This window comes from Xenorhabdus stockiae (assembly GCF_002632825.1).
Lineage (GTDB): Bacteria > Pseudomonadota > Gammaproteobacteria > Enterobacterales > Enterobacteriaceae > Xenorhabdus > Xenorhabdus stockiae.
This window is the reverse complement of sequence record NZ_NJAJ01000024.1, coordinates 35,392-60,340: the sequence shown is the minus strand read 5'-3', so window position 1 is coordinate 60,340 and position 24,949 is coordinate 35,392. Positions and strand designations below refer to the sequence as shown.

Annotated in this window: 18 protein-coding genes; 11 read left to right on the top strand and 7 right to left on the bottom strand. The window is 44.7% G+C overall.

All coding sequences use genetic code 11. From position 1 onward, the window contains the following. Nucleotides 1–118: 118 nt before the first annotated feature. From thiC to thiH, 6 genes are read left to right on the top strand one after another with little or no spacing between them, the layout of a single operon-like run. Entirely contained in the window at nucleotides 119–2,104 is a 1,986-nt protein-coding gene (thiC, locus tag Xsto_RS13220; protein WP_099109270.1) for a phosphomethylpyrimidine synthase ThiC, read from the top strand. Next, a complete protein-coding gene (thiE, locus tag Xsto_RS13215) occupies nucleotides 2,088–2,801 on the top strand; it encodes a thiamine phosphate synthase (protein WP_099125344.1) in 714 nt (237 codons plus the stop codon). Before thiC ends, thiE begins: the two co-directional genes overlap by 17 nt. Then, nucleotides 2,795–3,598 carry a HesA/MoeB/ThiF family protein gene (locus Xsto_RS13210; protein ID WP_099125343.1) on the top strand — a complete coding sequence of 268 codons (804 nt, stop codon included), beginning with the start codon at nucleotides 2,795–2,797 and terminating at the stop codon, nucleotides 3,596–3,598. The genes thiE and Xsto_RS13210 overlap by 7 nt, the downstream gene beginning before the upstream one ends. Next, entirely contained in the window at nucleotides 3,595–3,807 is a 213-nt protein-coding gene (gene thiS / locus Xsto_RS13205) for a sulfur carrier protein ThiS (RefSeq protein ID WP_099109267.1), read from the top strand. The genes Xsto_RS13210 and thiS overlap by 4 nt, the downstream gene beginning before the upstream one ends. A gap of 15 nt (nucleotides 3,808–3,822) precedes the next feature. Beyond that, complete coding sequence (locus tag Xsto_RS13200) at nucleotides 3,823–4,590, top strand: thiazole synthase (RefSeq protein ID WP_099109266.1); 768 nt, start codon at nucleotides 3,823–3,825, stop codon at nucleotides 4,588–4,590. After that, nucleotides 4,587–5,735: a 2-iminoacetate synthase ThiH gene (thiH, locus tag Xsto_RS13195; protein WP_099125342.1), complete on the top strand. Its 1,149-nt coding sequence runs from the start codon at nucleotides 4,587–4,589 to the stop codon at nucleotides 5,733–5,735. Before Xsto_RS13200 ends, thiH begins: the two co-directional genes overlap by 4 nt. Before the next feature lie 425 nt (nucleotides 5,736–6,160). On the opposite strand, the gene Xsto_RS13185 is transcribed toward thiH, so the two are convergent. Together Xsto_RS13185 and malT are read right to left on the bottom strand one after the other, a co-directional pair. Next, on the bottom strand, nucleotides 6,161–6,766 hold the full coding sequence (locus tag Xsto_RS13185; RefSeq protein ID WP_099125340.1) for a DUF1349 domain-containing protein: 606 nt from the start codon (nucleotides 6,764–6,766) through the stop codon (nucleotides 6,161–6,163). 53 nt (nucleotides 6,767–6,819) lie between these two features. Next, nucleotides 6,820–9,537: an HTH-type transcriptional regulator MalT gene (malT, locus tag Xsto_RS13180; RefSeq protein WP_099125339.1), complete on the bottom strand. Its 2,718-nt coding sequence runs from the start codon at nucleotides 9,535–9,537 to the stop codon at nucleotides 6,820–6,822. Between the two features lie 357 nt (nucleotides 9,538–9,894). Between malT and malP the strand changes: the two genes are divergently transcribed. Both malP and malQ read left to right on the top strand, forming a co-directional pair. Next, nucleotides 9,895–12,339, top strand: coding sequence for a maltodextrin phosphorylase (malP, locus tag Xsto_RS13175; protein ID WP_099125338.1), 2,445 nt, complete (start codon nucleotides 9,895–9,897; stop codon nucleotides 12,337–12,339). A 9-nt stretch (nucleotides 12,340–12,348) separates the two neighbouring features. Then, entirely contained in the window at nucleotides 12,349–14,484 is a 2,136-nt protein-coding gene (gene malQ / locus Xsto_RS13170) for a 4-alpha-glucanotransferase (protein WP_099125337.1), read from the top strand. A gap of 99 nt (nucleotides 14,485–14,583) precedes the next feature. On the opposite strand, the gene malG is transcribed toward malQ, so the two are convergent. The 3 genes from malG to malE form a co-directional block, all read right to left on the bottom strand. Then, the gene (gene malG, locus Xsto_RS13165) at nucleotides 14,584–15,474 is read right to left on the bottom strand and encodes a maltose ABC transporter permease MalG (RefSeq protein WP_099109259.1); all 891 of its coding nucleotides are present in this window, start codon (nucleotides 15,472–15,474) and stop codon (nucleotides 14,584–14,586) included. 16 nt (nucleotides 15,475–15,490) lie between these two features. Next, nucleotides 15,491–17,047 carry a maltose ABC transporter permease MalF gene (malF, locus tag Xsto_RS13160; RefSeq protein ID WP_099125336.1) on the bottom strand — a complete coding sequence of 519 codons (1,557 nt, stop codon included), beginning with the start codon at nucleotides 17,045–17,047 and terminating at the stop codon, nucleotides 15,491–15,493. A gap of 134 nt (nucleotides 17,048–17,181) precedes the next feature. Further along, complete coding sequence (gene malE, locus Xsto_RS13155) at nucleotides 17,182–18,381, bottom strand: maltose/maltodextrin ABC transporter substrate-binding protein MalE (protein ID WP_099109257.1); 1,200 nt, start codon at nucleotides 18,379–18,381, stop codon at nucleotides 17,182–17,184. A 377-nt stretch (nucleotides 18,382–18,758) separates the two neighbouring features. Here malE and malK point away from each other — a divergent pair, with 377 nt between their 5' ends. From malK to Xsto_RS13140, 3 genes are read left to right on the top strand one after another with little or no spacing between them, the layout of a single operon-like run. Next, entirely contained in the window at nucleotides 18,759–19,868 is a 1,110-nt protein-coding gene (gene malK / locus Xsto_RS13150) for a maltose/maltodextrin ABC transporter ATP-binding protein MalK (RefSeq protein WP_099125335.1), read from the top strand. A gap of 34 nt (nucleotides 19,869–19,902) precedes the next feature. Continuing rightward, nucleotides 19,903–21,180 carry a maltoporin gene (locus Xsto_RS13145; RefSeq protein ID WP_099125334.1) on the top strand — a complete coding sequence of 426 codons (1,278 nt, stop codon included), beginning with the start codon at nucleotides 19,903–19,905 and terminating at the stop codon, nucleotides 21,178–21,180. A gap of 20 nt (nucleotides 21,181–21,200) precedes the next feature. Next, nucleotides 21,201–22,085: a MalM family protein gene (locus Xsto_RS13140; RefSeq protein ID WP_099125352.1), complete on the top strand. Its 885-nt coding sequence runs from the start codon at nucleotides 21,201–21,203 to the stop codon at nucleotides 22,083–22,085. Between the two features lie 72 nt (nucleotides 22,086–22,157). On the opposite strand, the gene Xsto_RS13135 is transcribed toward Xsto_RS13140, so the two are convergent. Further along, nucleotides 22,158–23,657, bottom strand: a complete 1,500-nt coding sequence (locus tag Xsto_RS13135) for a radical SAM protein (RefSeq protein ID WP_099125333.1) — start codon at nucleotides 23,655–23,657, stop codon at nucleotides 22,158–22,160. Beyond that, the gene (locus Xsto_RS21880) at nucleotides 23,657–24,949 is read right to left on the bottom strand and encodes a glycosyltransferase family 2 protein (protein ID WP_244590398.1); all 1,293 of its coding nucleotides are present in this window, start codon (nucleotides 24,947–24,949) and stop codon (nucleotides 23,657–23,659) included. The genes Xsto_RS13135 and Xsto_RS21880 overlap by 1 nt, the downstream gene beginning before the upstream one ends.

The window sequence follows — 24,949 nt, the reverse complement described above, 5'->3', positions numbered from 1 at the left end:
ACAGATCTTCTGCCAGATAACACTGTTCAGCAATCATCATTACTCCCTGCGAGCTCCAGACAAGCAATTTTCTCAACTTAAGCCTGATTACAGGCGATCACACAGTCAGGAATTTGCTATGTCTAATGCTATTACTAATGATACCGTCACCTCCAGCGCAGATATTATCCCTACAACTGATATCTCCCCTAAAACTCATCCGGCACGTCCACGTAAAGCCCAACGGGATGCCGCACAGGAATTTATCAATTCAATTCAGGGTGTTACCTTCCCCAATTCACGTCGTATCTATCTGGAAGGTTCACGCGAGGATATTCAGGTTCCTATGCGTGAAATTCAGGTATCTCCTACACTGGTTGGCGGGACAAAAGAAGCGCCCCAATTTGAGGAAAATGAACCCGTACCTGTTTATGATACTTCCGGCCCTTATGGCGACCCTGAAGCCGTACTGGACGTACACGCAGGTTTACAGAAAATCCGCCAGCCGTGGATTGAAGAGCGCAATGACACAGAGCCTGTCACAACCCTCAGCTCTGATTTTACCCAACAGCGCCTAGCGGATGCCGGACTGGATCATCTGCGTTTTCACCATCGTCCCCACCCTTTGAAAGCGAAAATTGGCGAACGCGTTACCCAATTACACTACGCTCGTAAAGGCATTATCACGCCGGAGATGGAATTTATCGCCCTGCGGGAAAATATGGGGCGTGAACGTATCCGCGGTGAAGTGCTTCTCCAGCAGCATCCGGGGCAAAGTTTCGGTGCCAACTTACCGGAAAACATTACGCCGGAATTTGTGCGACAGGAAGTCGCTGCGGGCCGTGCGATTATTCCTGCCAACATTAACCACCCAGAATCTGAACCGATGATTATCGGGCGCAATTTTCTGGTGAAAGTGAATGCCAATATCGGTAATTCTTCCGTCACCTCTTCCATTGAAGAAGAAGTTGAGAAGCTGATCTGGTCTACCCGCTGGGGCGCGGATACCGTAATGGATCTTTCCACCGGGCGCTATATCCACGAAACCCGTGAGTGGATACTGCGTAATAGCCCGGTGCCAATTGGTACAGTCCCCATCTATCAGGCGCTGGAAAAAGTCAATGGCATTGCGGAAAACCTGACGTGGGAAATGTTCCGCGATACGTTACTGGAACAGGCGGAACAGGGAGTCGATTACTTTACTATTCATGCCGGCGTTCTGCTGCGCTATGTTCCGATGACCGCCAAACGACTGACAGGCATTGTTTCCCGTGGTGGCTCCATTATGGCGAAATGGTGTCTCTCTCATCATCAGGAAAACTTCCTCTATACCCATTTCCGTGAAATTTGTGAAATCTGTGCCGCCTACGATGTTTCCCTTTCTCTGGGAGACGGCTTACGTCCCGGTTCCATTCAGGATGCCAATGATGAAGCACAGTTTTCCGAACTACATACACTGGGTGAACTGACCAAAATCGCCTGGGAATATGATGTTCAGGTGATGATCGAAGGGCCGGGACATATTCCGATGCAATTAATCCGCCGCAATATGACGGAAGAACTGGAACACTGCCACGAAGCGCCTTTCTACACATTAGGGCCACTGACAACCGATATCGCGCCGGGTTATGACCATTTCACCTCCGGTATTGGTGCAGCTATGATTGGCTGGTTCGGCTGTGCCATGCTCTGTTATGTCACGCCTAAAGAGCACCTTGGCCTGCCAAACAAAGAAGATGTGAAACAAGGGCTCATCACGTACAAAATCGCAGCTCATGCGGCAGATTTAGCGAAAGGCCATCCCGGTGCTCAAATCCGCGATAACGCCATGTCAAAAGCGCGTTTTGAATTCCGCTGGGAAGACCAGTTTAATCTGGCCCTTGATCCTGACACCGCCCGCGCTTATCACGATGAAACATTACCGCAGGAATCCGGTAAAGTTGCCCATTTCTGCTCCATGTGCGGGCCGAAATTCTGCTCAATGAAAATTACACAGGATGTGCGGGACTATGCCGCAAAACTGGAACAACAATCGGGTATGGAACAAATGTCCGAAGAATTTCGGATACATGGCAGCGAACTGTATCACCGGGCTGAGGATATCAACGATGTTAAATCAGTCTGAAGCGATTTTATCTGAAACCGTTTGCCCTGAAACAGCCTCCTTTGCTCCAACCGAACACCGGTTGGGGTTATATCCCGTGGTGGACTCACTGATATGGATTGAGCGGTTACTGGAAGCCGGTATCAGAACGCTGCAACTGCGTATTAAAGATCTGCCCGAAGATCAGGTAGAGCATGACATCCGGCAGGCGATTGCGTTAGGGAAGCAATACAACGCGCGCCTGTTTATCAACGACTACTGGCGTCTGGCAATCAAACACCATGCTTATGGCGTTCATCTGGGGCAGGAGGATTTAGATATTGCTGATCTCAGTGCCATCCGACAGGCCGGGCTTCGGCTGGGGATCTCCACTCATGACGAGCAGGAACTGGCGCGGGCAAAAGCCTTGCGCCCATCCTACATTGCACTGGGGCATATCTTTCCGACCACAACCAAAGAGATGCCCTCATCACCACAGGGTTTAATCGCCCTGAAACATCAGGTAGCACTCACCCCTGAATTCCCGACAGTGGCTATTGGTGGTATTTCACTGGAACGAATCCCTGATGTGGTCGCGACCGGTGTCGGTGGTGTAGCGCTGGTCAGTGCTATCACCAAAGCGAAAGACTGGCGACAGGCGACAGCCAGGTTGCTTCATTTAGTTGAAGGGACATCTGACAAAAACGTTGAAGAAAATGATCGGAGGCGCTTATGTTGAACGACCAGGAATTTATGCGATACAGCCGTCAATTATTACTGGAAGATATCGGCCCGGACGGGCAGGAAAAATTAAAAAACGGCAAAGTGTTAATAGTCGGGATGGGGGGATTAGGCTCTCCTGCCTCACTCTACCTCGCGGCAGCAGGAGTAGGGCACCTTTATCTTGCCGATGATGACAAATTACATATCTCAAATCTGCAACGTCAGATCCTCTATCGCACGACTGATATTCCCGCTGGTAAGGCCGCTCTGGCGGCACAAAAACTGGCTGATCTGAACCCATTGGTTAATACAACCGTTATTAATGAACGACTGGATAAAAAATCACTGACAAACCTCGTCCGGCAGGTCGATCTGATACTGGATTGTAGCGATAACATGGCAACCCGACATGCTATTAACGCCGCCTGTATCGAAACCGGTAAACCTCTTATCAGTGGCAGCGCCGTCGGTTTCAGTGGTCAGTTGATGGTATTCGAACCACCTTACCAGCATGGCTGCTATGCCTGCCTCTATCCCGATCAGGAAGAGCCTCAGCGTAACTGCCGCACTGCGGGTGTTTTAGGGCCGGTGGTCGGTGTGATTGGAACGTTACAGGCGCTGGAAGCCATTAAAATGCTGGCGGGTCTCCCTTCTTATCTGAATGGAAAACTGCGACTGTTTGATGGCAGAAAACAGAACTGGAGTACGTTACAACTAACCCCCTCACCACAATGTCCGGTATGCGGAACACGCCCAATCATTGATAAAACTGCAGGCACAGATAAAACCGTTTCAGGAACAGAAATCGCATGAACATTATTGTCAACGATCAAACGATCACACTGGATACGCCGACAGATAATCCCATGACAGTTCAGCAATTACTGGAACATATGCAACGTACCCAGTCAGGTACTGCACTGGCTATTAACCAGACCATCATCCCCCGCTCAGAATGGCGCACCCACCAGCTCAATGACGGGGATAATATCCTGCTGTTTCAGGCCATTGCGGGGGGCTAATGCCGGAGGTTAACCATGTTAAAAATTGCTGATACCACCTTTCATTCCCGTCTGTTTACAGGCACAGGAAAATTTGCCAATGCCGGACTGATGATTGAAGCCATTCGCACCTCCGGTAGCCAGTTAGTCACAATGGCGATGAAACGGATTGACCTGCAAGGCAAAGATGATGGCATTCTCATTCCCTTGCAGGAGCTGGGGGTTAAACTCCTGCCCAATACTTCCGGAGCAAAAACCGCAGAAGAAGCGGTTTTTGCTGCCCGCCTTGCGCGGGAGGCGCTGGGCACTAACTGGGTCAAACTGGAAATCCACCCTGACGTGAAATATCTATTACCTGATCCGATAGAAACCCTGAAAGGAGCGGAACAATTAGTCAGGGAAGGTTTTGTAGTTCTGCCTTACTGTGGCGCAGATCCGGTTCTGTGCCGCCGTCTGGAAGAAGTGGGTTGTGCCGCTGTCATGCCATTGGGAGCGCCTATTGGTTCAAATAAGGGCTTACTTACTCGGGATTTTCTGCAAATTATCATTGAGCAGTCCAATGTTCCTGTGGTTGTCGATGCCGGTATTGGTGCTCCAAGCCATGCACTGGCAGCCATTGAAATGGGAGCCGATGCTGTCTTGGTCAATACTGCAATCGCCGTTGCCCGTAATCCGGTTAAAATGGCGCAGGCATTCAAAACCGCCATTGAAGCAGGCGAACTCGCTCATCAGGCAGGAGTGGCAAGCCAGAAATTCCATGCAGAAGCCTCCAGTCCACTGACCGATTTTCTGGGGGCTTTATGAGCAGCAATACCGTGGCAGAGCAGACTTTCCGACATCGCTGGCAACAGTTGGACTGGGATGACATCACGCTGAGCATCAATAGTAAAACCCGCCATGATGTTGAGCACGCTCTAAATAGTGAGCGCCTGACACTGAATGATTTTATGGCACTGCTCTCACCCGCAGCCCTTCTCTACCTTGAACCATTAGCTCAGCGGGCACAACAATTAACCCGTCAGCGATTTGGTAATACCGTGGGATTTTATATCCCACTTTACCTTTCCAATCTGTGCGCCAATGACTGTACCTATTGTGGTTTTTCCATGAGTAACCACATCAAACGTAAGACGCTCAATGAACAGGAAATTGAGGCTGAATGTCAGGCGCTGAAAAAGCTGGGATTTGAGCATATTCTGCTGGTAACAGGGGAGCATCAGAAAAAGGTCGGCATGGATTATTTTCGCCATTACCTTCCCTTAATACACCGCTATTTCAGTTCAGTCACAATGGAAGTTCAGCCATTGGCGCAAGAGGAATATGCCGAACTGAAAACACTGGGATTAGATGCTGTACTGGTCTATCAGGAAACCTACCACGAACCGAGTTATCAGTTGCACCATCTCAAGGGAAAAAAACAGGATTTTCACTGGCGGCTGGAAACCCCTGAGCGGCTAGGGCGGGCGGGCATTGATAAAATTGGTCTGGGCGCATTAATCGGGTTATCACCTCACTGGCGAACTGATTGCTATATGGTGGCAGAACATCTGTTTTTCCTGCAAAAACAGTTCTGGAAAAGCCGTTATTCCATCTCCTTTCCACGCCTGCGTCCCTGTGCTGGCGGGATTAAGCCCGCATCCCTGATGAATGATGCAGAACTGGTACAACTGATCTGTGCATTCCGCCTGCTGGCACCGGATGTTGAACTTTCACTTTCTACCCGTGAGTCACCTTATTTCCGTGATCATGTTGTACCTCTGGCGATAAACAGTGTCAGTGCTGGTTCTAAGACTCAGCCGGGTGGTTATGTCGAAAGTGATCATCACGAACTGGAGCAGTTCTCTCCGAATGACCACCGCTCTGTGCAACAGGTTGCCGAAGCACTGGTCAGATCGGGCTTACAGCCAGTCTGGAAAGATTGGGATAATTATTTGGGAAGGCAGGGATAAAAAATAAGCTTATGTCCCTCATCCACATTACATAGCACATTGGGTGAGGGATAATCGCCTTAATACTTATTTAAAGAGATCTTTTTCATTCAGATATCTTTTTATTTTTTTTCGGTATTTACAAACTGATAAAACCAATACCAAGAAGCTACTATAAAAAATAAATTTAACGATACTTCCCGCAATGACAATACAGAATAAAACCCCGATAACCATAAAAAAATTAAAGATATTTTCCATTATCCATTTTAAAAATGTAAGTATGCATTTTATGATGTGATAAATGCACTCCAGTAGTGCCGCGAAAAACTCCAACAAATCTTCCATTTGCATCTCCTTTTCCGTAATACCTTTATTTTACTTTTTATATTCGGGTATAAATCCATCATAAAAGCATTTTATCTGACCGGTTTGTAGCCATTCCACTAACTCAAATCATGCAAAGGCTTGTTCAAGGCTGGCATTAGCTTGAATTCAGAGAACTTCACCTGCAATCCTTCTCTTTCTGGTGAACAACACATTGCACCAACAAACACTCGTTGCCCATTATGTTGGTTAATAGTAAAAGGGGATAACCGCAACAAAGGCCACTGCTTACCATCTGTGGAATATTGCAGCCGGATAGCACCTTCCTGATAGGTCAGCCGCAACCAGAATTTCTCAGCGTTACCCGAAAAAATCCCCATCGCCCAGTCAGAATAAGGTGAGGTTAATACACTGCCGATTGTTGCCTTGCCATCGGAATATTCAATACCGGCTTTCAGCCAATGCTGTTCATCCACCAGCAACATAACGCCAGCCTGATCGTATAACTGCTCAAAACGCCCTTCAATACAGAGCTGAAACGTGAACCCTTCGGTAATAAGTAAATCGTCAACATAGCAGCCAAAAACATGGCCACTGTGGCGCTGAAAGCCATACCATGTGTCACGCCAAAAGTCGGTTTTATTATCAGTTACCACGCTCAGTGCATTATCCTGACGTTGCCATGAAGCAGGCTCATTAAGCCAATGACAGTGCGATAAATTCATCAGTAGCCCCTTTTTATTTATGAAATCATCAGAAATATCACCTTGAGAACATTTTACTGGACACCTAATCCCATCATTTTCATTAAATTCTGCGCCTGTTGAATCGCTTCCTGACGATGAGTAATACCCATTTTTTGATACAGATTGCGGATATGTGTCTTAATCGTCGTCGCGGCCACTTCCAGTTCAGTCGCAATTTGTTCATTGCTGTAACCAGAATAAATTAATCCTAATACCTGCCATTCACGTTGGGTTAATGGGCTATTGCGGATAAGTTCAGGTACATCAGGATGAGTAATAAGCTGTTCAACAAATGTTTCATCAAAATGCGCAAATTTATGCCGATGCTGACGATTAATTTCACGCAGAATACGCTGTGCCCGATGTTGTTCAAAATCAGGCAGGATATTGAGCTGGATAAGCTGGCGTAATTGCAGAGCCATCAACTCACCCTCAAGCACAAAATGACTGATAAACCCCGTGCGATTAGCCAATTTCAGCGCTTCTATCAGCACCTGTTGCGCTTCAGCCTTGCGTCCAAGCTGCCAGTGGAGCAGGTTGCACAGCAACAAATTGCGGTTTAAATCACTGACCAACTCCAGTTTTACCGCATACTGATTCAGCATGTTTAAAATGCTTTCCGCCTCTTCATACTGACCAAGCAATATCTGAGCACGGGCAATATTACGCCACTGATTCTGATTGAAGTGATTACTGAAACTTTCGGGTTTTTCTGCCTGAGCCAGCCATTGAGCCACTGAAATATGATCCTCCAGATGCTGCCAGATAATGATCCGCAATTTATCCGTATTCGTTCTCCAGTCCCGATGATAATGCCCATTACTCAACAAATTTTCACAACGGGTTAAATGGCGGCGGGCATTATCGATATCTCCCCGGATTAACGAACATTTCACCAGTTGAGACAGACATTGCAATTGCTGCTGAGGCTGAAAGTTAGACAATACCTCCAGACCATGCCGGGCCGCTTCCTCTGATTCATCAATACGTGCCCAACACCACAGAAGCTGGGAGCGAATACGCAACAGAAACTCATGCATCGGTAGCTGTTCCATATGTTGTTCACGAACCAGATCAAAAGCGTGTTTTTGGGTTTCATAAGCGCCCTGTAAATACCCCTGCGCCAGTAAAATTTCACTTTGCTGTAATAATGCCCATAAAGCATAGTGGTAGACATGACAGCGGCGGGCCAACTGCTCCGTCTGCTTCATCAATGCTAATGCCTGAGACAGCGCCCCCTTACAGTGCAACACTTCCCCTTTCACTGACATTGCGACAATACGGCCATATTCATTATCAGGCAGCAGAGCAGCCAGTGCTTTTTCAGCCAGTAAATCAGCGTCATCCGGTCGGCCATCATTAATCGCAACCTGAGCACGCAACGCGTCAAACTCTCCCAGTAGTTCAGCCTCAATCGTTATTTGTTTTTGCTTCAACGATTGCTCTGCCTGATTCAGTAACGCATTAACCTCATAATGACGATGCTGACTCTGCGCCAGCCATGCCTGTAACAGCACCAGACGCGGTTTTTCCAAAAGCTGCTCATAGGGCAACGCATTCATGCACTCTTCCAGTAGCGACAGTTGACTCTGGTTGAACAGTTCCCACGCATATTGCAGCAAAATATCGCACAATAACTTCGTATCCCCTGCTGCCAAAGCATGATGAATGGCTTCTCCCGGATACCCCTGCCTCAACCAGCCTTCTGCCGCCATACTATGCAGCTTAGGCAAGTCAGATGCCATTTCCCAATGACAACGCTGCCGAAGAAATGTTGCGAACAAGGGATGAAAACAAAACCATTCTCCGAAATCATCCATGCGCTGGATAAATAACCCCTGACGCTCAATATCTTCAAGGCGTTGCTGACCATTCTCCATGCCCGTCAGACAAACAATTAACCCATCATTCATTGAACGCAGGATAGAACTACGCAATAAAAATTCTCGCGTTCCCTGATCAACACGGTTTAAAACTTCATCCACCAAATAATCGGATAAATGGCCAGCATTAATACCTGAGAGGCGTTTGGCCGATATTTCTGCTGTATTACCAGCCTGACGGGCAGACAGAGCAATCAACTGCAACGCTGTTGCCCAACCGGCCACGTCATGACATAACTGCCTGCAATTATCCGCATCCAATGGGCTGGGCAGACGTTTATCAAAAAATTGCTGAGCCTCCTGATAGTTAAATGCTAACTGCTGGCTGTCAAACTCCAGTAATTGCTCACGTACCCGCAAGTTAGCAACTCCCAGAGACGGTAATTGACGGGAGAGAATAATCAGCGTGAGATTTTCCGGCTGATGACGGAGAAAAAAACGCATGGCTTCATGGATGAGATTATTTACTATCAGGTGATAATCATCGATCACCAGAAACAATGACTGTTTCCATTCATTCAATTCAATAAACAACTGTGCGAACAGCGCCGATAAATTGGCATACTGGTGTTTCTGCGCCAAAACCTCACTTTTGACACAATGCCCCTGTGTGGCCTGTTGAATCGCAGCAATCAGATAACTGGCAAAACGCTCCGGCTGATTATCACTATCATCCAGAGAATACCACCCCAGATTACCCTGCCCTGCCGACCACTGTGACATCAGCGTAGTTTTACCATATCCTGCCGGACTGGTTACTAATACCAAACGATAATTCTGTGCTTCATTGAGCTGCGCCAGCAGGCGCTCACGCATGACCATATGATTGAGGCGAAGGGGTCGACTGAGTTTCGATGGGATAAGCATTGATTTCCTCCCCTCACAAGCAATGAGTAGAACTGATCCCTGTAACCTTGTTGTCATGTTATTGAGAAATACAAATCAGTAACATTCATAAATAAACACCCAAATTTAGAGAAACGTGCGCCATTTGCAATTAGGTTAATTGATTAGATTGTGTTAAGTTGCACCCTGTCACATTCTTTAACTGAAACGTTTCTTTTTCCTGAATAAATTGCGAAAGCGCACGAAAAAATAGCTACGCCCTGATACTCATCCCCGCGAATATCCTGACAGGATGATGTTTCTTGTTCACTGAACCTTCAGCATATCAGACTCAATAATCTGCATATTTTCCTTATTCAGTGACAGGATGAAGACGCCATGAAAAAGCCCCAACTTGATAAAGCCGAATTCCAGGCTGCGCTGACCCGACAGTTACAACGCTTTGGCCTTGATTTAGCACAGGGAATAACAACACATCAGTGGTGGCAAACTATCAGTGCCACTCTTTTGGAATTACTGCCTGCTTATCGCCAAAATAATCACCATCAAATTGATAATCTTCCCCTTCCTGATGGCTCAAAAGGCAAACAACGGCATGTAAACTACATATCAATGGAGTTCCTGATCGGTCGTTTAACGGGTAACAACCTGCTGAATCTTGGCTGGTATGATGATGTTCAGGCGTATTTAGCCGAATATGGTGTGGTATTAAGTGATGTGCTGGAAGAAGAAATTGATCCTGCCTTGGGTAATGGTGGTTTAGGCCGTCTGGCCGCTTGTTTTCTTGATTCAATGGCGACAATTAATCAACCGGCAATCGGCTACGGCCTTAATTATCAGTATGGGCTGTTCCGGCAATCCTTCGAACAAGGGTTACAAATTGAAACTCCGGATGACTGGGAGCGCAATACCTATCCATGGTTTTACCGCAATATACAACTAAACGTTAATGTGAGTTTCGGTGGTGAAGTGGTCACAACAACCGATGGTGGTGAAATCTGGCGACCGGCTTTTACCCTGACCGGGGAAGCGTGGGATCTGCCTGTCGTTGGTTATAATAATGGTGTTATACAGCCGCTGCGCCTGTGGCAAGCAACATATGATAATCCCTTTGATTTATCACTGTTCAATGATGGGCAGTTTCTTCATGCGGAACAGCAGGGCATAGAAGCCACCAGCCTGACCAAAGTTCTTTATCCGAATGATAACCATCAGGCTGGAAAACGCCTCCGCCTGATGCAGCAATATTTTCAGTGTGCCTGCGCTGTATCTGATATTCTGCGTCGTCACCAGCTGGCTGGTCGGAAAATACAGGCGCTACCGCAATACGAAGTGATACAGCTCAATGATACCCACCCCACAATCGCCATTCCTGAAATGATGCGTCTGCTGATTGATGATCACCAACTAGATTGGGATACAGCATGGAGCATTACCGGGCAAACCTTCGCTTATACTAACCACACCCTATTACCGGAAGGTTTGGAACGTTGGGATGAACATCTCATCATCGAATTACTGCCGCGCCACCATCGTATTATTCAAGAAATAAACAATCGTTTTCGTCAAACGGTGGAACAAAACTGGCCGAGTAACCAACAAATATGGGAAAAACTGGCAGTCATCCATGATAATCAGGTAAGAATGGCTAATCTTTGTGTTGTAGCCTGCTTTGCGATTAACGGTGTTGCCGCATTGCATTCATCTTTGATTGTGACGGATCTCTTCCCTGAATATCATCAATTGTGGCCTCAAAAATTCCATAACGTAACCAATGGCGTTACACCACGTCGCTGGTTAAAACAGTGTAATCCAACACTCTCTTCACTGATTGATCAGACATTAGGCCATGAATGGCTCAGTGATATTACTGAACTAAAAAGACTCGAACCCTACGCTGCTGATGCTGCTTTTCGTGAGGCTTATCGCACCGTCAAACAGAACAATAAAATCCGCCTTTCCAACTACATCAATAAAACAATGGGGCTTAAGCTAGATCCTCATGCCATTTTCGATGTACAGATCAAACGGCTGCATGAGTACAAACGCCAGCATTTGAACCTGCTGCATATCCTCTCACTTTATCGACAGATTCAGGAAAATCCGGCACTGGATATTTACCCGCGTGTTTTCCTGTTTGGGGCTAAAGCAGCTCCCGGCTACTATCTGGCAAAAAATATTATTTCAGCTATCAATCACGCAGCCGCAAAAATCAACCATGATCCGATCGTACGCGATCGCATAAAAATTGCCTTTATTCCTGATTACAATGTTTCGAAAGCTGAATTGATGATCCCAGCTGCCGATGTATCAGAACAAATCTCCACAGCAGGAAAAGAAGCCTCCGGTACTGGTAACATGAAACTTGCCTTGAACGGAGCACTAACTATTGGAACTCTGGATGGTGCAAATGTCGAAATTGCCGAACAGGTTGGCAACAACAATATTTTTATCTTTGGACATACAGTAGAAGAAGCAAAAACCTTACTGAGAGAGGGCTATGACCCCCAAAATATTCTCCAACAAAATAAGCAATTACAACAAATACTGAATTCTCTCGCCAGCGGTGAGTTCAGCCATGGAGATAAACAGGCATTTGATTTAATGCTACACAGCCTGATCGATGGTGGTGACCCTTATTTAGTATTAGCTGACTTTGCTTCTTACGGTGCCGCACATCAGCAAATTGATGAACTCTACCGTAATATCCCGTCTTGGACACAACGTACGATCCTTAATACTGCCCGTATGGGAACATTCAGTTCCGACAGAACTATTCAGGATTATCAACAACGTATCTGGCAGGTTAAGCAGGTAAAATAGAAGATCATAATGGAAAACAAAAGCCTCGATGATTTAGCAACAGAAGCTGGTATTGTCACTGAATATATTAATGCCTATGGCAAACCACAGGCTATTCCTTCTCAGATAAGGCATAGGATCCTGCAAGCCATGGGGGAAAATATACCGGTCAAAAGGCCGGTTTCTGATCCATCAGTTTTAACCTTACCCACAGTGAAAATATTAATTATTGGCCAGTCATTCACTTTTAATCTGAATACCTCTGCCCAATATCAGTGGCAAATACAGACAGAACAAGGGATAAACCTGCGTGGAAATTGCCAATATCAACTGACACTGCCAGCCTCTTTGCCTTTGGGTTATCACACGCTTAGTTTAATCCCTTCATCAAGCCCCAAAGACGCGGTACAACGCCATGTTATGCAGATCATCATCGCTCCGGAACGCTGTTACGAACCAGAATCACTGATAAAAGGCAGCAAATTGTGGGGAGCCTGCATCCAGCTTTATACCCTGCGATCCGAAACTAATTGGGGAATGGGTGATTTTGGCGATCTGAAAAAAATGTTACGGGAACTGGCACAACGCGGCGGCGCTTTTATTGGCCTAAACCCGCTACATGCGATGTATCCTGTCATGCCTGAAAACGCCAGCCCTTATAGCCCTTCATCCCGCCACTGGTTGAATATCATTTATATTGATGTCAGTCAGGTAGAAGATTTCCAATCCAGTACCAATGCTCAAGAGTGGTGGATGATGCCGGAAACCCAGCACAGAATTCAGAGTGTTCGCCAAACAGAATGGGTTGACTATTCCAGTGTGATGGCACTGAAAATGACAGCGTTGCGTTTGACTTATCAACAATTCAATACTCGAAATGATACCGATCCCCTATATCTCTCATTCCGTCAATTCATTAATCAAGGCGGCAAAAGCCTGTACTCTCAGGCTGTCTATGATGCTCTACATTACAAACTATACAGTGAAAGTCACACCTATTGGGGTTGGCCCATCTGGCCTGAAAAATACCGCGACCCAGATAGTGATACTGTACTGAAGTTTTGTCACTCTCACCCACAAGAAGTGGAGTTCTTTCTTTGGTTACAATGGATTGCAGACAGGCAACTGGCTGATTGTTTACGTGAAAGTAAGAACCATGCTATGCCGATTGGTATTTATCGTGATCTGGCTGTTGGCGTGGCGCAAGGTGGTTCAGAAACCTGGGGTAACCGGGAACTCTATTGTATGGAAGCATCTATTGGTGCGCCGCCTGATATCATGGGACCACTAGGGCAAAATTGGGGGCTTCCTCCAATGAATCCTCATATATTACAGGCTCAGAATTATCAGCCTTTTATTCAATTACTGCGTAGTAATATGCGGCACTGTGGGGCATTACGCATTGATCATGTTATGGCACTGCTCAGGCTTTGGTGGATCCCTCAGGGAGAAACCGCAGCTCAAGGCGCTTATGTCCATTATCCTGTTGATGATTTACTGGCGATACTGGCATTGGAAAGCCAGCGTCATTGTTGCATGGTGATAGGCGAAGATTTAGGAATAGTACCAGAAGAGATTGTTGGAAAATTACGTGACCGTGGTATCTATTCTTATAAGGTTTTTTATTTCGAGCGCGACGGGCAAGGTGAATTTAAACCACCTGAGAAATATCAGACACAGGCCATGGCAACTATCACTACCCATGATTTACCGACATTAGGTGGGTTTTGGCAAAGTGGTGATCTGAAACTGGGTGAATCAATTGGGTTATATCCTGATAAGGCATTACTCACTGAGTTATATAATGAACGCGAACATTGTAAGCAAAAGCTATTACAGAGTTTAAATCATCGTGGTTATCTCTCCGAATCAGCAAATATAGCGAACACACTAACCTCATTGCAGCCAAAAATATCTTCATCACAGATACCAACATCCGTTAATCAAGGAATACACTATTATCTCGCTAGCTGTACCAGTGCCTTGTTGGGCTTACAACCTGAGGACTGGCTGAGTATGGAAAATCCGGTCAATGTCCCGGGTACAACTATGGAATATCCTAATTGGAGACGTAAATTAACCGTCACATTGGAAGACATGTTCAAAAATACAGACATAAATAATTTATTGGAAACAATAGATAAGCACAGAAGAAGAGTGTCATAACAACAGACAAAACAGGCAAAAAATATTGAACTTCGTACCCTTTATTCAGGTACGAAGTTTTGCTTTATCTTTACTCTTTGATAAATTTCAAACAGACCGTCACCCTTTCACACCACCAGCAGTCAATCCCCCAACTAACCAACGCTGGGCAAGCAAGAAAACTACTGTAATAGGTATAGCAGAAAGTACAGCGGCGGCGGCAAAGTCACCCCAGAGGTAATTTTGTGGGTGGAGATATTGCTGCATCCCCACAGCTAATGTGTAATTATCCACATCCCTTAACAATAACGATGCAACTGGTACTTCAGTAATCGCACCAATAAAAGACAGGATAAATACCACTGCTAATATCGGTACAGAAAGCGGTAACAATATCAAACGGAAAACCTGCCACGATGTAGCACCATCCAGCATGGCCGCCTCTTCTAAAGAACGATCTAACGTTTCAAAATAGCCTTTTATCGTCCACACATGCAGCGCAATTCCCCCCAGATAGGCAAAAATCACACCACCGTGGGTATTCAGACCGAGAAAAGGGATATATTCCCCCAAACGATCAAACAAAGCATACAAGGCCACCAATGACAAAACAGCGGGAAACATTTGAAAAATCAGCATGCCTTTCAATAAGGTGTTTTTGCCACGAAAACGCATACGAGCAAAAGCATAAGCACACGTTGTTGACAACGCAACAATGCCAGTCGCAGTAATTAATGCGACTTTTACAGAGTTCCATAACCACAGTATTACTGGGAACGGAGGAGGAGTAATGCGCCCATCAGAGGATTCAACACTGTAACCCAGCGCCAGTTTCCAGTGTTCCCAAGAAATCGACTCAGGGATCAAACTGCCCGTCGCGAAATTCCCCGGTCGTAAAGAGATAGCAATGACCATGAGTAATGGAAATAAAATCGAGGCGATAAAAATCAGCATGAATATATGCGTTGCCCATATTCGCCACCGCTGTGATCTAGATTGGACCATCGCCATGCCACTACCTCCTTAATCAATCAAATTTAATTCGTGTCGTTTTCAGATTAATGATTGCCAAAGCCCCCACCAACAAGAAGATTAACGTTGCTATCGCCGCTGCTAATCCAAAGTCCTGCCCTCCATCACCCTCAAAAGCAATACGATAGGTATAGCTGACTAATAGATCGGTATAACCCGCTGGTGTCGTTGTCCCAACATGATCCGGCCTGCCGTTGGTAAGCAATTGAATAAGAACAAAATTATTGAAGTTAAAAGCAAAACTGGCAATCATCAATGGTGTCAGAGGCTTAATTAACAAAGGAAAAGTGATATAGCGGAAATTCTGTAGCGGCCCTGCACCATCCATCGCGGAGGCTTCGTACAAATCATCAGGTATCGCTTTCAGCAGCCCCATACAAAGGATCATCATGTAGGGATACCCCAGCCATGTATTAACAATAATCAACATGGTCCTGGCCAGAGTCGGGTCAGTAAACCAATCCGGTTTCAAACCAAACAGCCCATTGAGCAGTAGATTCACCTCACCAAAACTCTGGTTAAATAATCCTTTAAAAATCAGGATAGAAATAAAGGAAGGTACAGCATACGGTAAGATAAGTAATACACGATAAATAGCTCTGCCTTTAAGAGCGTCCCACTGCACAATGCAAGCCAGAATCATGCCCAGTGCCACAGTCAATATTACCGTCAACAGAGAAAAGAGCACCGTCCAGACGAAAATGGAGAGAAAAGGTTTTTGAATCCCTTCATCCTGAATAACCCGCAGGAAATTTTTCCAACCAATGGAAACCGTAAACCCCGGACTCAACGTCTCACTACCCCATTCCCCTTTTGCATCAATGGATTGGTAAAAACCCGTCTCCATATTCGGGCGATATTTGACACCTGTCTGATTATTAATGAGGGTGTGTCCATCTTTCTCCAGAGCATAAAGGGAATGTATACCGGAAAACTGCCGTAAAGAACTCATGCGCAATCTACTGTTATCCGGCAGAAGTACTGTTATTTGCCCTAATGCCTGCCGGTTCTGCGTAATGGTACGCAACGTGGCAGCGTCATGATTAAAGGGGGTTACCTGTTCATATAATGGTAGAATGATTTTTTCTTTATCAGATAAAGAAAAAGGCTCAGATACCAATACATTCGAACTATCAGCGACATTTAATACCAAAATCCACTGTTGATCCTGGGGGTAAAGTTTGAAATTAAATGACTGGCCTGTTTGATATTGTCTACTCATCAATACAGCCTGAGCCCGCTCAAGGGTAAGTTGGTTGGTACTGCTATAGTTTGTAAAAGCAATCGTAATGGTACAAACAAGCGGGAACAGAACAAACAATAACATCGCAGCAATACCCGGGTAGGTATAACGCCAGGCATAAGACTTACTATTAGCGAAAACATAAACACCACTACCCAGTAATACCAGTATCAGAATCGCAAACAGGTATTCCCCTTGTGCGTACATCAACACAATCAAATAACCGGTAAAAAACAGGCTCAGCCCCACCGCAAACCATTTCAGGACAGAACGTGGCCACCATACATTTTTGTTCAACCTTGCTGACATTATGCACTTCCTGTTACTAGAAATTTATTACCTGCGAGCCTATTCCCACGAACCTGTTTTACTGAGATTCAATGAGAAAATCTTTCCTCCGATAAATAAAAAGCCTCCTTCAAAAGAAGAAGACTAATGCACGTTTATTTTACAATTCGAGCCTCTGCATCATTGAGAGCCGCATCTACAGGTTGTCGGCTGCTGATTGCATTAAGTACTGCACTACGCATGGCGTACCAAAAACTACTCATTTGTGAAATATTCGGCATGATTTCACCTTTCTTGGCATTGTTCATCGTGGCAGCAATGCGTGGATCTTTGGCAAGAATATCCTGATAAGACTTCAACGCTACCGCACCCAGCGGCTTATCTTTATCCATCATTGCTAAGCCATCATTAGTCAGCAGGTAGTTTTCCAAAAACTCCTTGGCCAGCTCTTTATTGGGGCTGGCTGCGTTAATTCCTGCGCTTAAAATGCCAACAAAAGGTTTAGAAGGTTGGCCTTTAAAAGTCGGCAGCAGAGTAACACCGTAATTAATTTTACTTTTGTCGATGTTCCCCCATGACCAAGGACCATTAATAGTCATTGCTGTCGTACCTTTATTAAAGGCAGCTTCAGCAATGGAATAATCGGTATCAGCACTAAGGTGTTTGTTTTTTACCAGACTGACTAAAAATTCCAGACCGGCTTTAGAACCAGTATGATTTACCCCGCTATCTTTAATATCGTAGGTATCCCCCTGCCTCTTAAAAGCATATCCACCATCAGCAGCAATCAGGGGCCAGACGAAATAAGGCTCCTGAAGATTGAACATGATCGCATTTTTCCCCTGCTTTTTTAGCTCGTTATCTAACATAGGAATTTCTTCCCATGTTAAGGGTGGTGACTTAACTAAGTCTTTATTGTAAATAAGAGAAAGAGCTTCAACCGCAATAGGGTAGCCAATCAATTTGCCTTCATAACGAACTGCATCCCAGGTAAAGGGAAATAGTTTGTCCATAAAATTCTTATCAGGCGTAACCTCCGCCAGTAATCCCGACTGTGCGTAGCCCCCAAAGCGGTCATGTGCCCAGAAAATGATATCCGGACCATCTCCCACCGCCGCAATCTGAGGATATTTTTCTTCCAGTTTATCAGGATGTTCAACACTGACTGAAATCCCCGTATCCTGCATAAATCTGTCACCAACCTGCGCCAGACCGTTATATCCCTTATCCCCATTGATCCAAATTACCAGCTTACCTTCTTCCAGTTTTGCGAAAGCAGGAACAGAAAGTACCCATGTAGATAAAACGGAAAGCATCAGTGCACGAGCACCTATTTTTGAGATTCTTTTTGTCATCATTCCGTCCTTTTCAGTATTTGCTGATTTAAGATGAATTTTTCACTACACCGCCAGAAAATATTTCACAGTGTGCAATTAATAGAAAGCAGACTCATCCTCCCCCTGTCTACGCCTCTCATCAAATGAGTGTGAACGTGATTACAAAAGCACTGTAAACCATGCCACCAGCCTTAAAAACGCACCAATTTCTGGAACTAAAATCACATTTTATTTCGTGAAATATCAAGGGATTTTGTAATCCTACTAATCTCATCCTCCTAATCCCTCCTCCATAAAAAACGATAAAATGGAGGATTTTTATTCCTGTTATTTTGCACACAATCCGGCCATCTACTTTTCACTACAAACCAGGATGGCAACTCCGAGGGAAACACATGTCCAGCGTCACACTTCGTAATGTATCTAAGGCTTATGGTGAAAATGTTATTTCCAGAAATATCAATCTTGAGATTGATGAAGGGGAATTTGTGGTTTTTGTTGGTCCATCGGGATGTGGAAAATCGACTTTATTAAGAATGATTGCCGGTCTGGAAGATGTTACGTCCGGTGAAATGCTGATTGCAGGCCAAGTAATAAATAATGTGCCGCCCGCTAAACGTAGTATCGGTATGGTGTTCCAATCTTATGCACTTTACCCCCATTTATCCGTAGCAGATAACATGTCTTTCGGCCTGAAACTGGCAGGTATTAAAAAAAGTGAGATTCAAAAACGGGTAGAGAAAGTCGCAGAAACTCTCCAGCTAGCTCATCTATTGGATCGCCGTCCAAAAGCACTATCCGGTGGCCAGCGTCAGCGAGTGGCTATTGGCCGTACTCTGGTCGCCGAACCCAATATTTTTCTACTGGACGAACCTCTCTCCAATCTGGACGCTGCCCTGCGAGTTCAGATGCGTATCGAAATTTCACGTCTGCATAAGCGTCTACAACGCACCATGATCTACGTCACCCATGATCAAACCGAGGCCATGACATTAGCAGACAAAATCGTTGTATTGGATGCCGGCAATATTGCTCAGGTTGGTAAACCTCTCGAAATTTATCACTACCCGGCTAACCGTTTTGTAGCCAGTTTCATGGGTTCTCCAAAGATGAATTTCTTACCAGTCAAAGTCTCCGCAACCGCTGTTGATCAAGTACAGATCAGCCTGCCTAATGGGCAACATGTCTGGCTTCCGGTAGAAAGTAAGGGAGTTACCATCGGGAGTAATGTGTCTTTGGGTATCCGACCGGAACACCTTTTACCCAGCGATGTCGCTGACGTAACGCTGACAGGAACTGTACAGATAGTAGAGCAGTTAGGAAGTGAAACTCATATCCATATCCACATATCAACCATCCGTCAAAATCTCGTTTATCTCCAGCCTGATATTGTTCTTGTAGAAGAAGGGGCGACCTTCACTATCGGATTAGCCCCTCATCGTTGTCATCTGTTTCGGGAAGACGGAACAGCATGTCGGCGCCTATACAGAGAACCAGGGGTTTAAAACCTCGCCATAAAAAAATAACAGGAGAACAATTATGCGCATCTTACCTCTCTCATTACCTTTGCTTGCTGGATTATTTTCCATGCAGGCCGCTGCGGTAGACTTCCACGGTTATGCCCGTTCAGGTATCGGCTGGACAGGACGTGGCGGTGAGCAAAAATGTGCTCAAAGTACAGGGGCACAGAGTAAATACCGCCTCGGAAATGAATGTGAAACCTATGCTGAATTAAAATTGGGGCAAGCACTATGGCAACAAGAAGATAAACGCTTCTATTTCGATACCAATCTGGCCTACAGCGCGGCTCAGAAAAGCGATAATGAATCGGTCAACCCAGTATTCCGTGAAGTGAATGTACAGGGAACTAACCTGATTGACTGGTTGCCAGGTTCAACACTGTGGGCCGGTAAGCGTTTTTATCAACGCCATGATGTACATATGATCGATTTCTATTATTGGGATATTTCCGGTCCCGGAGCCGGTTTGGAAAATATTGACCTTGATTTTGGCAAACTTTCTCTCGCCGTGACACGCAATACTGAAAGTGGCGGTTCATATCACTGGGTTGATAATAAAAATCAAAATACCGAAACCTCTAATGATGTTTTTGATGCCCGGCTTGCTGATCTCCCCATCAACAGCGGTGGTGTACTCGAATTAGGTGTTGATTACGGGCGGGCTAATCCACGTAAGGGTTATCATTTGGCCAAAAACGCTTCTAAAGATGGGATAATGCTGACGGCTGAACATACCCAAAGCATGTTGGATGGGTTCAATAAACTTGTTGTTCAGTATGCGACTGACTCTATGACTTCCAATAATAATGGTCGTTCCGCGGGAGCCAGTACCGACAATAATGGTCATATGCTACGCGTGATAAATCATGGAGCCATCAATCTGGCTGAAAAATGGGACTTAATGTACGTCGCTATGTACCAAAATATTGATCGCGACAATCGTAACGGCACCACTTGGTATACCGCCGGTATCCGCCCGATGTACAAATGGACACCAACCATGAGTACGTTAATGGAGGTTGGCTACGATAATGTCAAATCTCAGCGTACCAAAGCGATTAACGACCAGTACAAAATCACTCTGGCCCAACAATGGCAGGCAGGCGATAGCATCTGGTCCCGTCCGGCGATTCGTTTGTACACCACTTATACTAAATGGAATGAAAAATGGGGTTATGCCAACAAAACTCCCGGTTATAACGATGGGTTAGCTTATCGTGATACAACTGAGCACCATTTCAGCCGTGGTAAGAATGATGAGTTCACGTTTGGTGCTCAATTTGAAGCCTGGTGGTGATTGTGGTTAAGGGTGAAACGATGAAAACCAAACTAATTACTCTCTTCTATTACAGTATTCTCTCCTGCATAAGCCTCCCCTTAGTAGCTTATGCCGCAGGTACTGTCTCTGAGAAGACTATGATTAACCCGGAAGTAAGCAACAACGTAGCTTATTCCATACCTGCTTCTGTTTTACAGAAGCAGGTATGGAAACCGATGAAGCCCCCGGCAATGCACACAATTGTACTCAGTCGAGCTTCACCTCAGATTAACGAAGGGAATATTCAGGGAGCAATTGCCACTCTTGCTTTACCGGCCAGTCAGGGTGCCCTGAAAATCACGTTGAGCAGCCTGATAAAAGATAAGCAGGTCTATTTACCTAACGTGTTGGTATTTGATGAAAAATTTCAGCCTGTTGCACTTTATGCAAGCCATTCTTTTTCCTATCAACAACCGGGGATCTTCTCGGGGGAACGGGTTGAAAGAACATTAAAAATAACGCCAGTATCAGGGCAGAAAAATATATATTTGCTGATTTACACTACCCATGCAGACCTGCAAACATCGACCAAAATGGTTGATCCAGCCAAAGCCTATGCTCAGGGAGTAGGTAACGCGGTTCCCAATATTCCAGACCCAATAGCTCTCCATACTGATACCGGAATTTTAACGCTGAAAGTGACGTCAGAACGAACTACCGAAAACGTATTAGCTGATCATACTTTTGTAGATCCAAATCCTAATAGGGTGCCTAAATCTATTTCCGGTGAAACAGAACAGCACTTCAATGAGGCTATCAAGAAAGCGATCAAAAATGGAGATATAAATAAGGCACTGACTCTGTTAGATGAAGCTGAACGCCTTGGTTCATCAAGTGCACGAGAAACATTTATCAAAATGATAAAGAGTAAAGAATCTTCCTGAACCGGTACGCATTAAAGCCACCCGTTTAGTAAGAATAAAACGGGTGGCTTTAATCATTATTACTCATCATATTTAGTCATTAAATTCTGTATTTATGATTGACTCAACCAGCACTTTGCCACTACGCGTGAGTTTAATTTTGTCATCATCAAAAAATAGCAACTGACGCTCTGCCAAATCACATAATTTATTATAAATACGTTTGTTTTCTTTTATCGCATGACCAAATCTTTGCCGGTGAATATCATTGTCTACCGGCTGGCAGGTCGATAACGCCATTTTAATAGCATTCGCTTCCTGCCTTTCTGCTGACATACCCGTCACAGAAGCAACAGGCAAAATATGATTATTCACTGCTTCGCGATAACACTTGTAATCGGTGAGGTTCACCATTTCAGCGGAACGGCATTTAGAACTGCCACCCAATCCAATAGCAACTTCCGGATGTTGTTTATCCTGATCAGTAATAATGCCTTTCCACTTTTCTGGCTCTGTATCTTTGCGATAAAAATACATTGTCGGATGTTCAAAGTAATAACTATCAAATAAATTATCGATAACATTGCGCATCTGATATTGCTCACCAAGGCTTGGAAACATATTCGCAGAAAGTTTACTGCCTTTATTGGCTCCGGTATCAATACGGTTTGTTCCAGCAGATGTTGTTTCAACTGGTGTAATTTCAATTGGCACCATTTTCTTTTGCCACAAGGCTTTTTTTTCCTCTGAGACACCGGTCCGCGTTTCCATGAAATCTTTTATATGCAGCTTCGAGCAGACAATATGAGACAACTCCAGTTCCAGCGCTTTTCTGATGTCATACTCAACATCTTCAACTCTCTGTTGTAATAAACCATAAATTAAATCTACGCTGGTCCACTCAATACCGGTTTCTCGGGCGTTTTTTATCACCTCGAAACACTCCCGAGAAGAGTGCTTCCTGCCAGAAGAATAAATAATATCATCGTTGAAAGATTGAGCCCCAAAAGACAGTTTACTGAACCCTAGTTTGTGCAGAAAAGCCAGATAATGGCTGTCTAAAGTACCCGGCTCTCCTTCAAATCTTAGTGTTGCATGACTAAAGTTAAAGTGTTCCCGGTAAAACACCATTAACCGTTCCAATTCATCAAAGGGCAATAGTGATGGTGTCCCTCCGAAAATATTAAACTCACCGATTGGCACACTTGCCAGATTAGGCACTTTTTGCAGCCACATTCTGGCTTCCATGATATTGAGGTCGACGACTTCCTTAAATACCTGAGATGACTCTTCTCTGTGTGGCCTGACCACAATCTTAGGAAACTGGCAAAAATGACAAATATATCGGCAGGTAGGTATATAGGCCCAGAGATGAATGGGATATCCGGTAGAAAGTTCACTATTCAATGCTTCAAGAAAGCGCTGATGCGGGTAATTTTCAATATCTCCGGGGAAAATATGACACCCGAATGGGTCACGATAAACATAAGAAAGAAGGGATTGATTACGCTGATCAGAAAGTACATCAATAATATCGGGCCGTGGATATTTTTCGTCTATCTTATTCAGTGAATACAGTGCTTGCTCTATCATCAGAAAACCCCTCCATTAGCAAAATAGTTATGGGCTGTTCCTGATTCCCTGTCCTCACAGAAGTAGTAAACATAATTAATAAATTTATCTGGCTGCTGCTTCAGAATAGCGTCAAGACAAGGCGGTAACTCCGGCGGATAACCTATACTTTGATCCACATGTTTACGCAGGCTGGCGAATATTTGCTGTCTGAATTCGAAATAAAGCCGGTAGGATGGCGTTTTATAAGCGTGTATCGGTTTAAAATCGATAATACAAGCTGCCGATTTTATTTCATGAATGCGTTCATACAATTTCTGAGCCACCGGAGCCGTAAAAAAATCAATGATGGCGTCTTTCTGTAATAAATCAGGATTAAGCAATAAAGGTAATATAATATTTTTAGGTACATAATCTTTAATGGAATAATCCCATGCCATTTTCCCTTCTTCTGGTGTGAGATCTCCATACGGTATATTTTCATCCGGTGGTCGGATATCTTTCATGGTGATTATGCCATCAGCCCCATAAGCCTTGCCGATGATCACTTCACCCAGCAAATTATCGACCCGCCTGCTGTTAATCTCAACTCTGGAGTAGTGCGCATAAGTTGGCTTACCACCATAAGCAATAACTTTAATACCGAAATCCCAGTCATCCGACAGGTGTTGCACAAACGCGCCACCATGTAATTGGTAAAAAATTTCGATGCCACCCACCTTATCGTATAAGTCTCTTTCAACAGCAAAACCTTTACCATCAGGAAACCCACCAAATAGAGAGAAAGAAAACTCACGACAAAGTAATGTCTTTCTTATCTGTTCATACAAAACAGGACGATGTAAAAACTTTTCGGGATCATAGAAATAATTACACGTCCCCAAATCAGCCTTATCCATCGTCATTTTTTTTATGAGCTGATAAATCCATTGGTTATCAACCGTACAATCTGCATCAGCAGACAGAATATAAAAACGTTGCTCCAGCTGATATTTATTATCCCGCTCTTTACTCCTCTGACTGGCAAAATCCATTCCGCATTTTCTGGCGGAAGAAACCCCCTGCTCTTTTTCTTCTATAACATACAGATTCAATAACGGATTAGCTTCTCTAAATTCTTTAATAACATTCAGGGAGTTGTCTGTTGAATTATTATCAACAATAACAACCTCATAAGTGTCCTTATTTAATTCCCCTGATTCATCATATTGGTTAAAAAGAGAAGTTAATACAATATTCAATCTTTTCTCTTCATTAAAGACAGGTAAAACAACAGAAATAACGACATCTTTTTCCATCACTTCATTCATCAT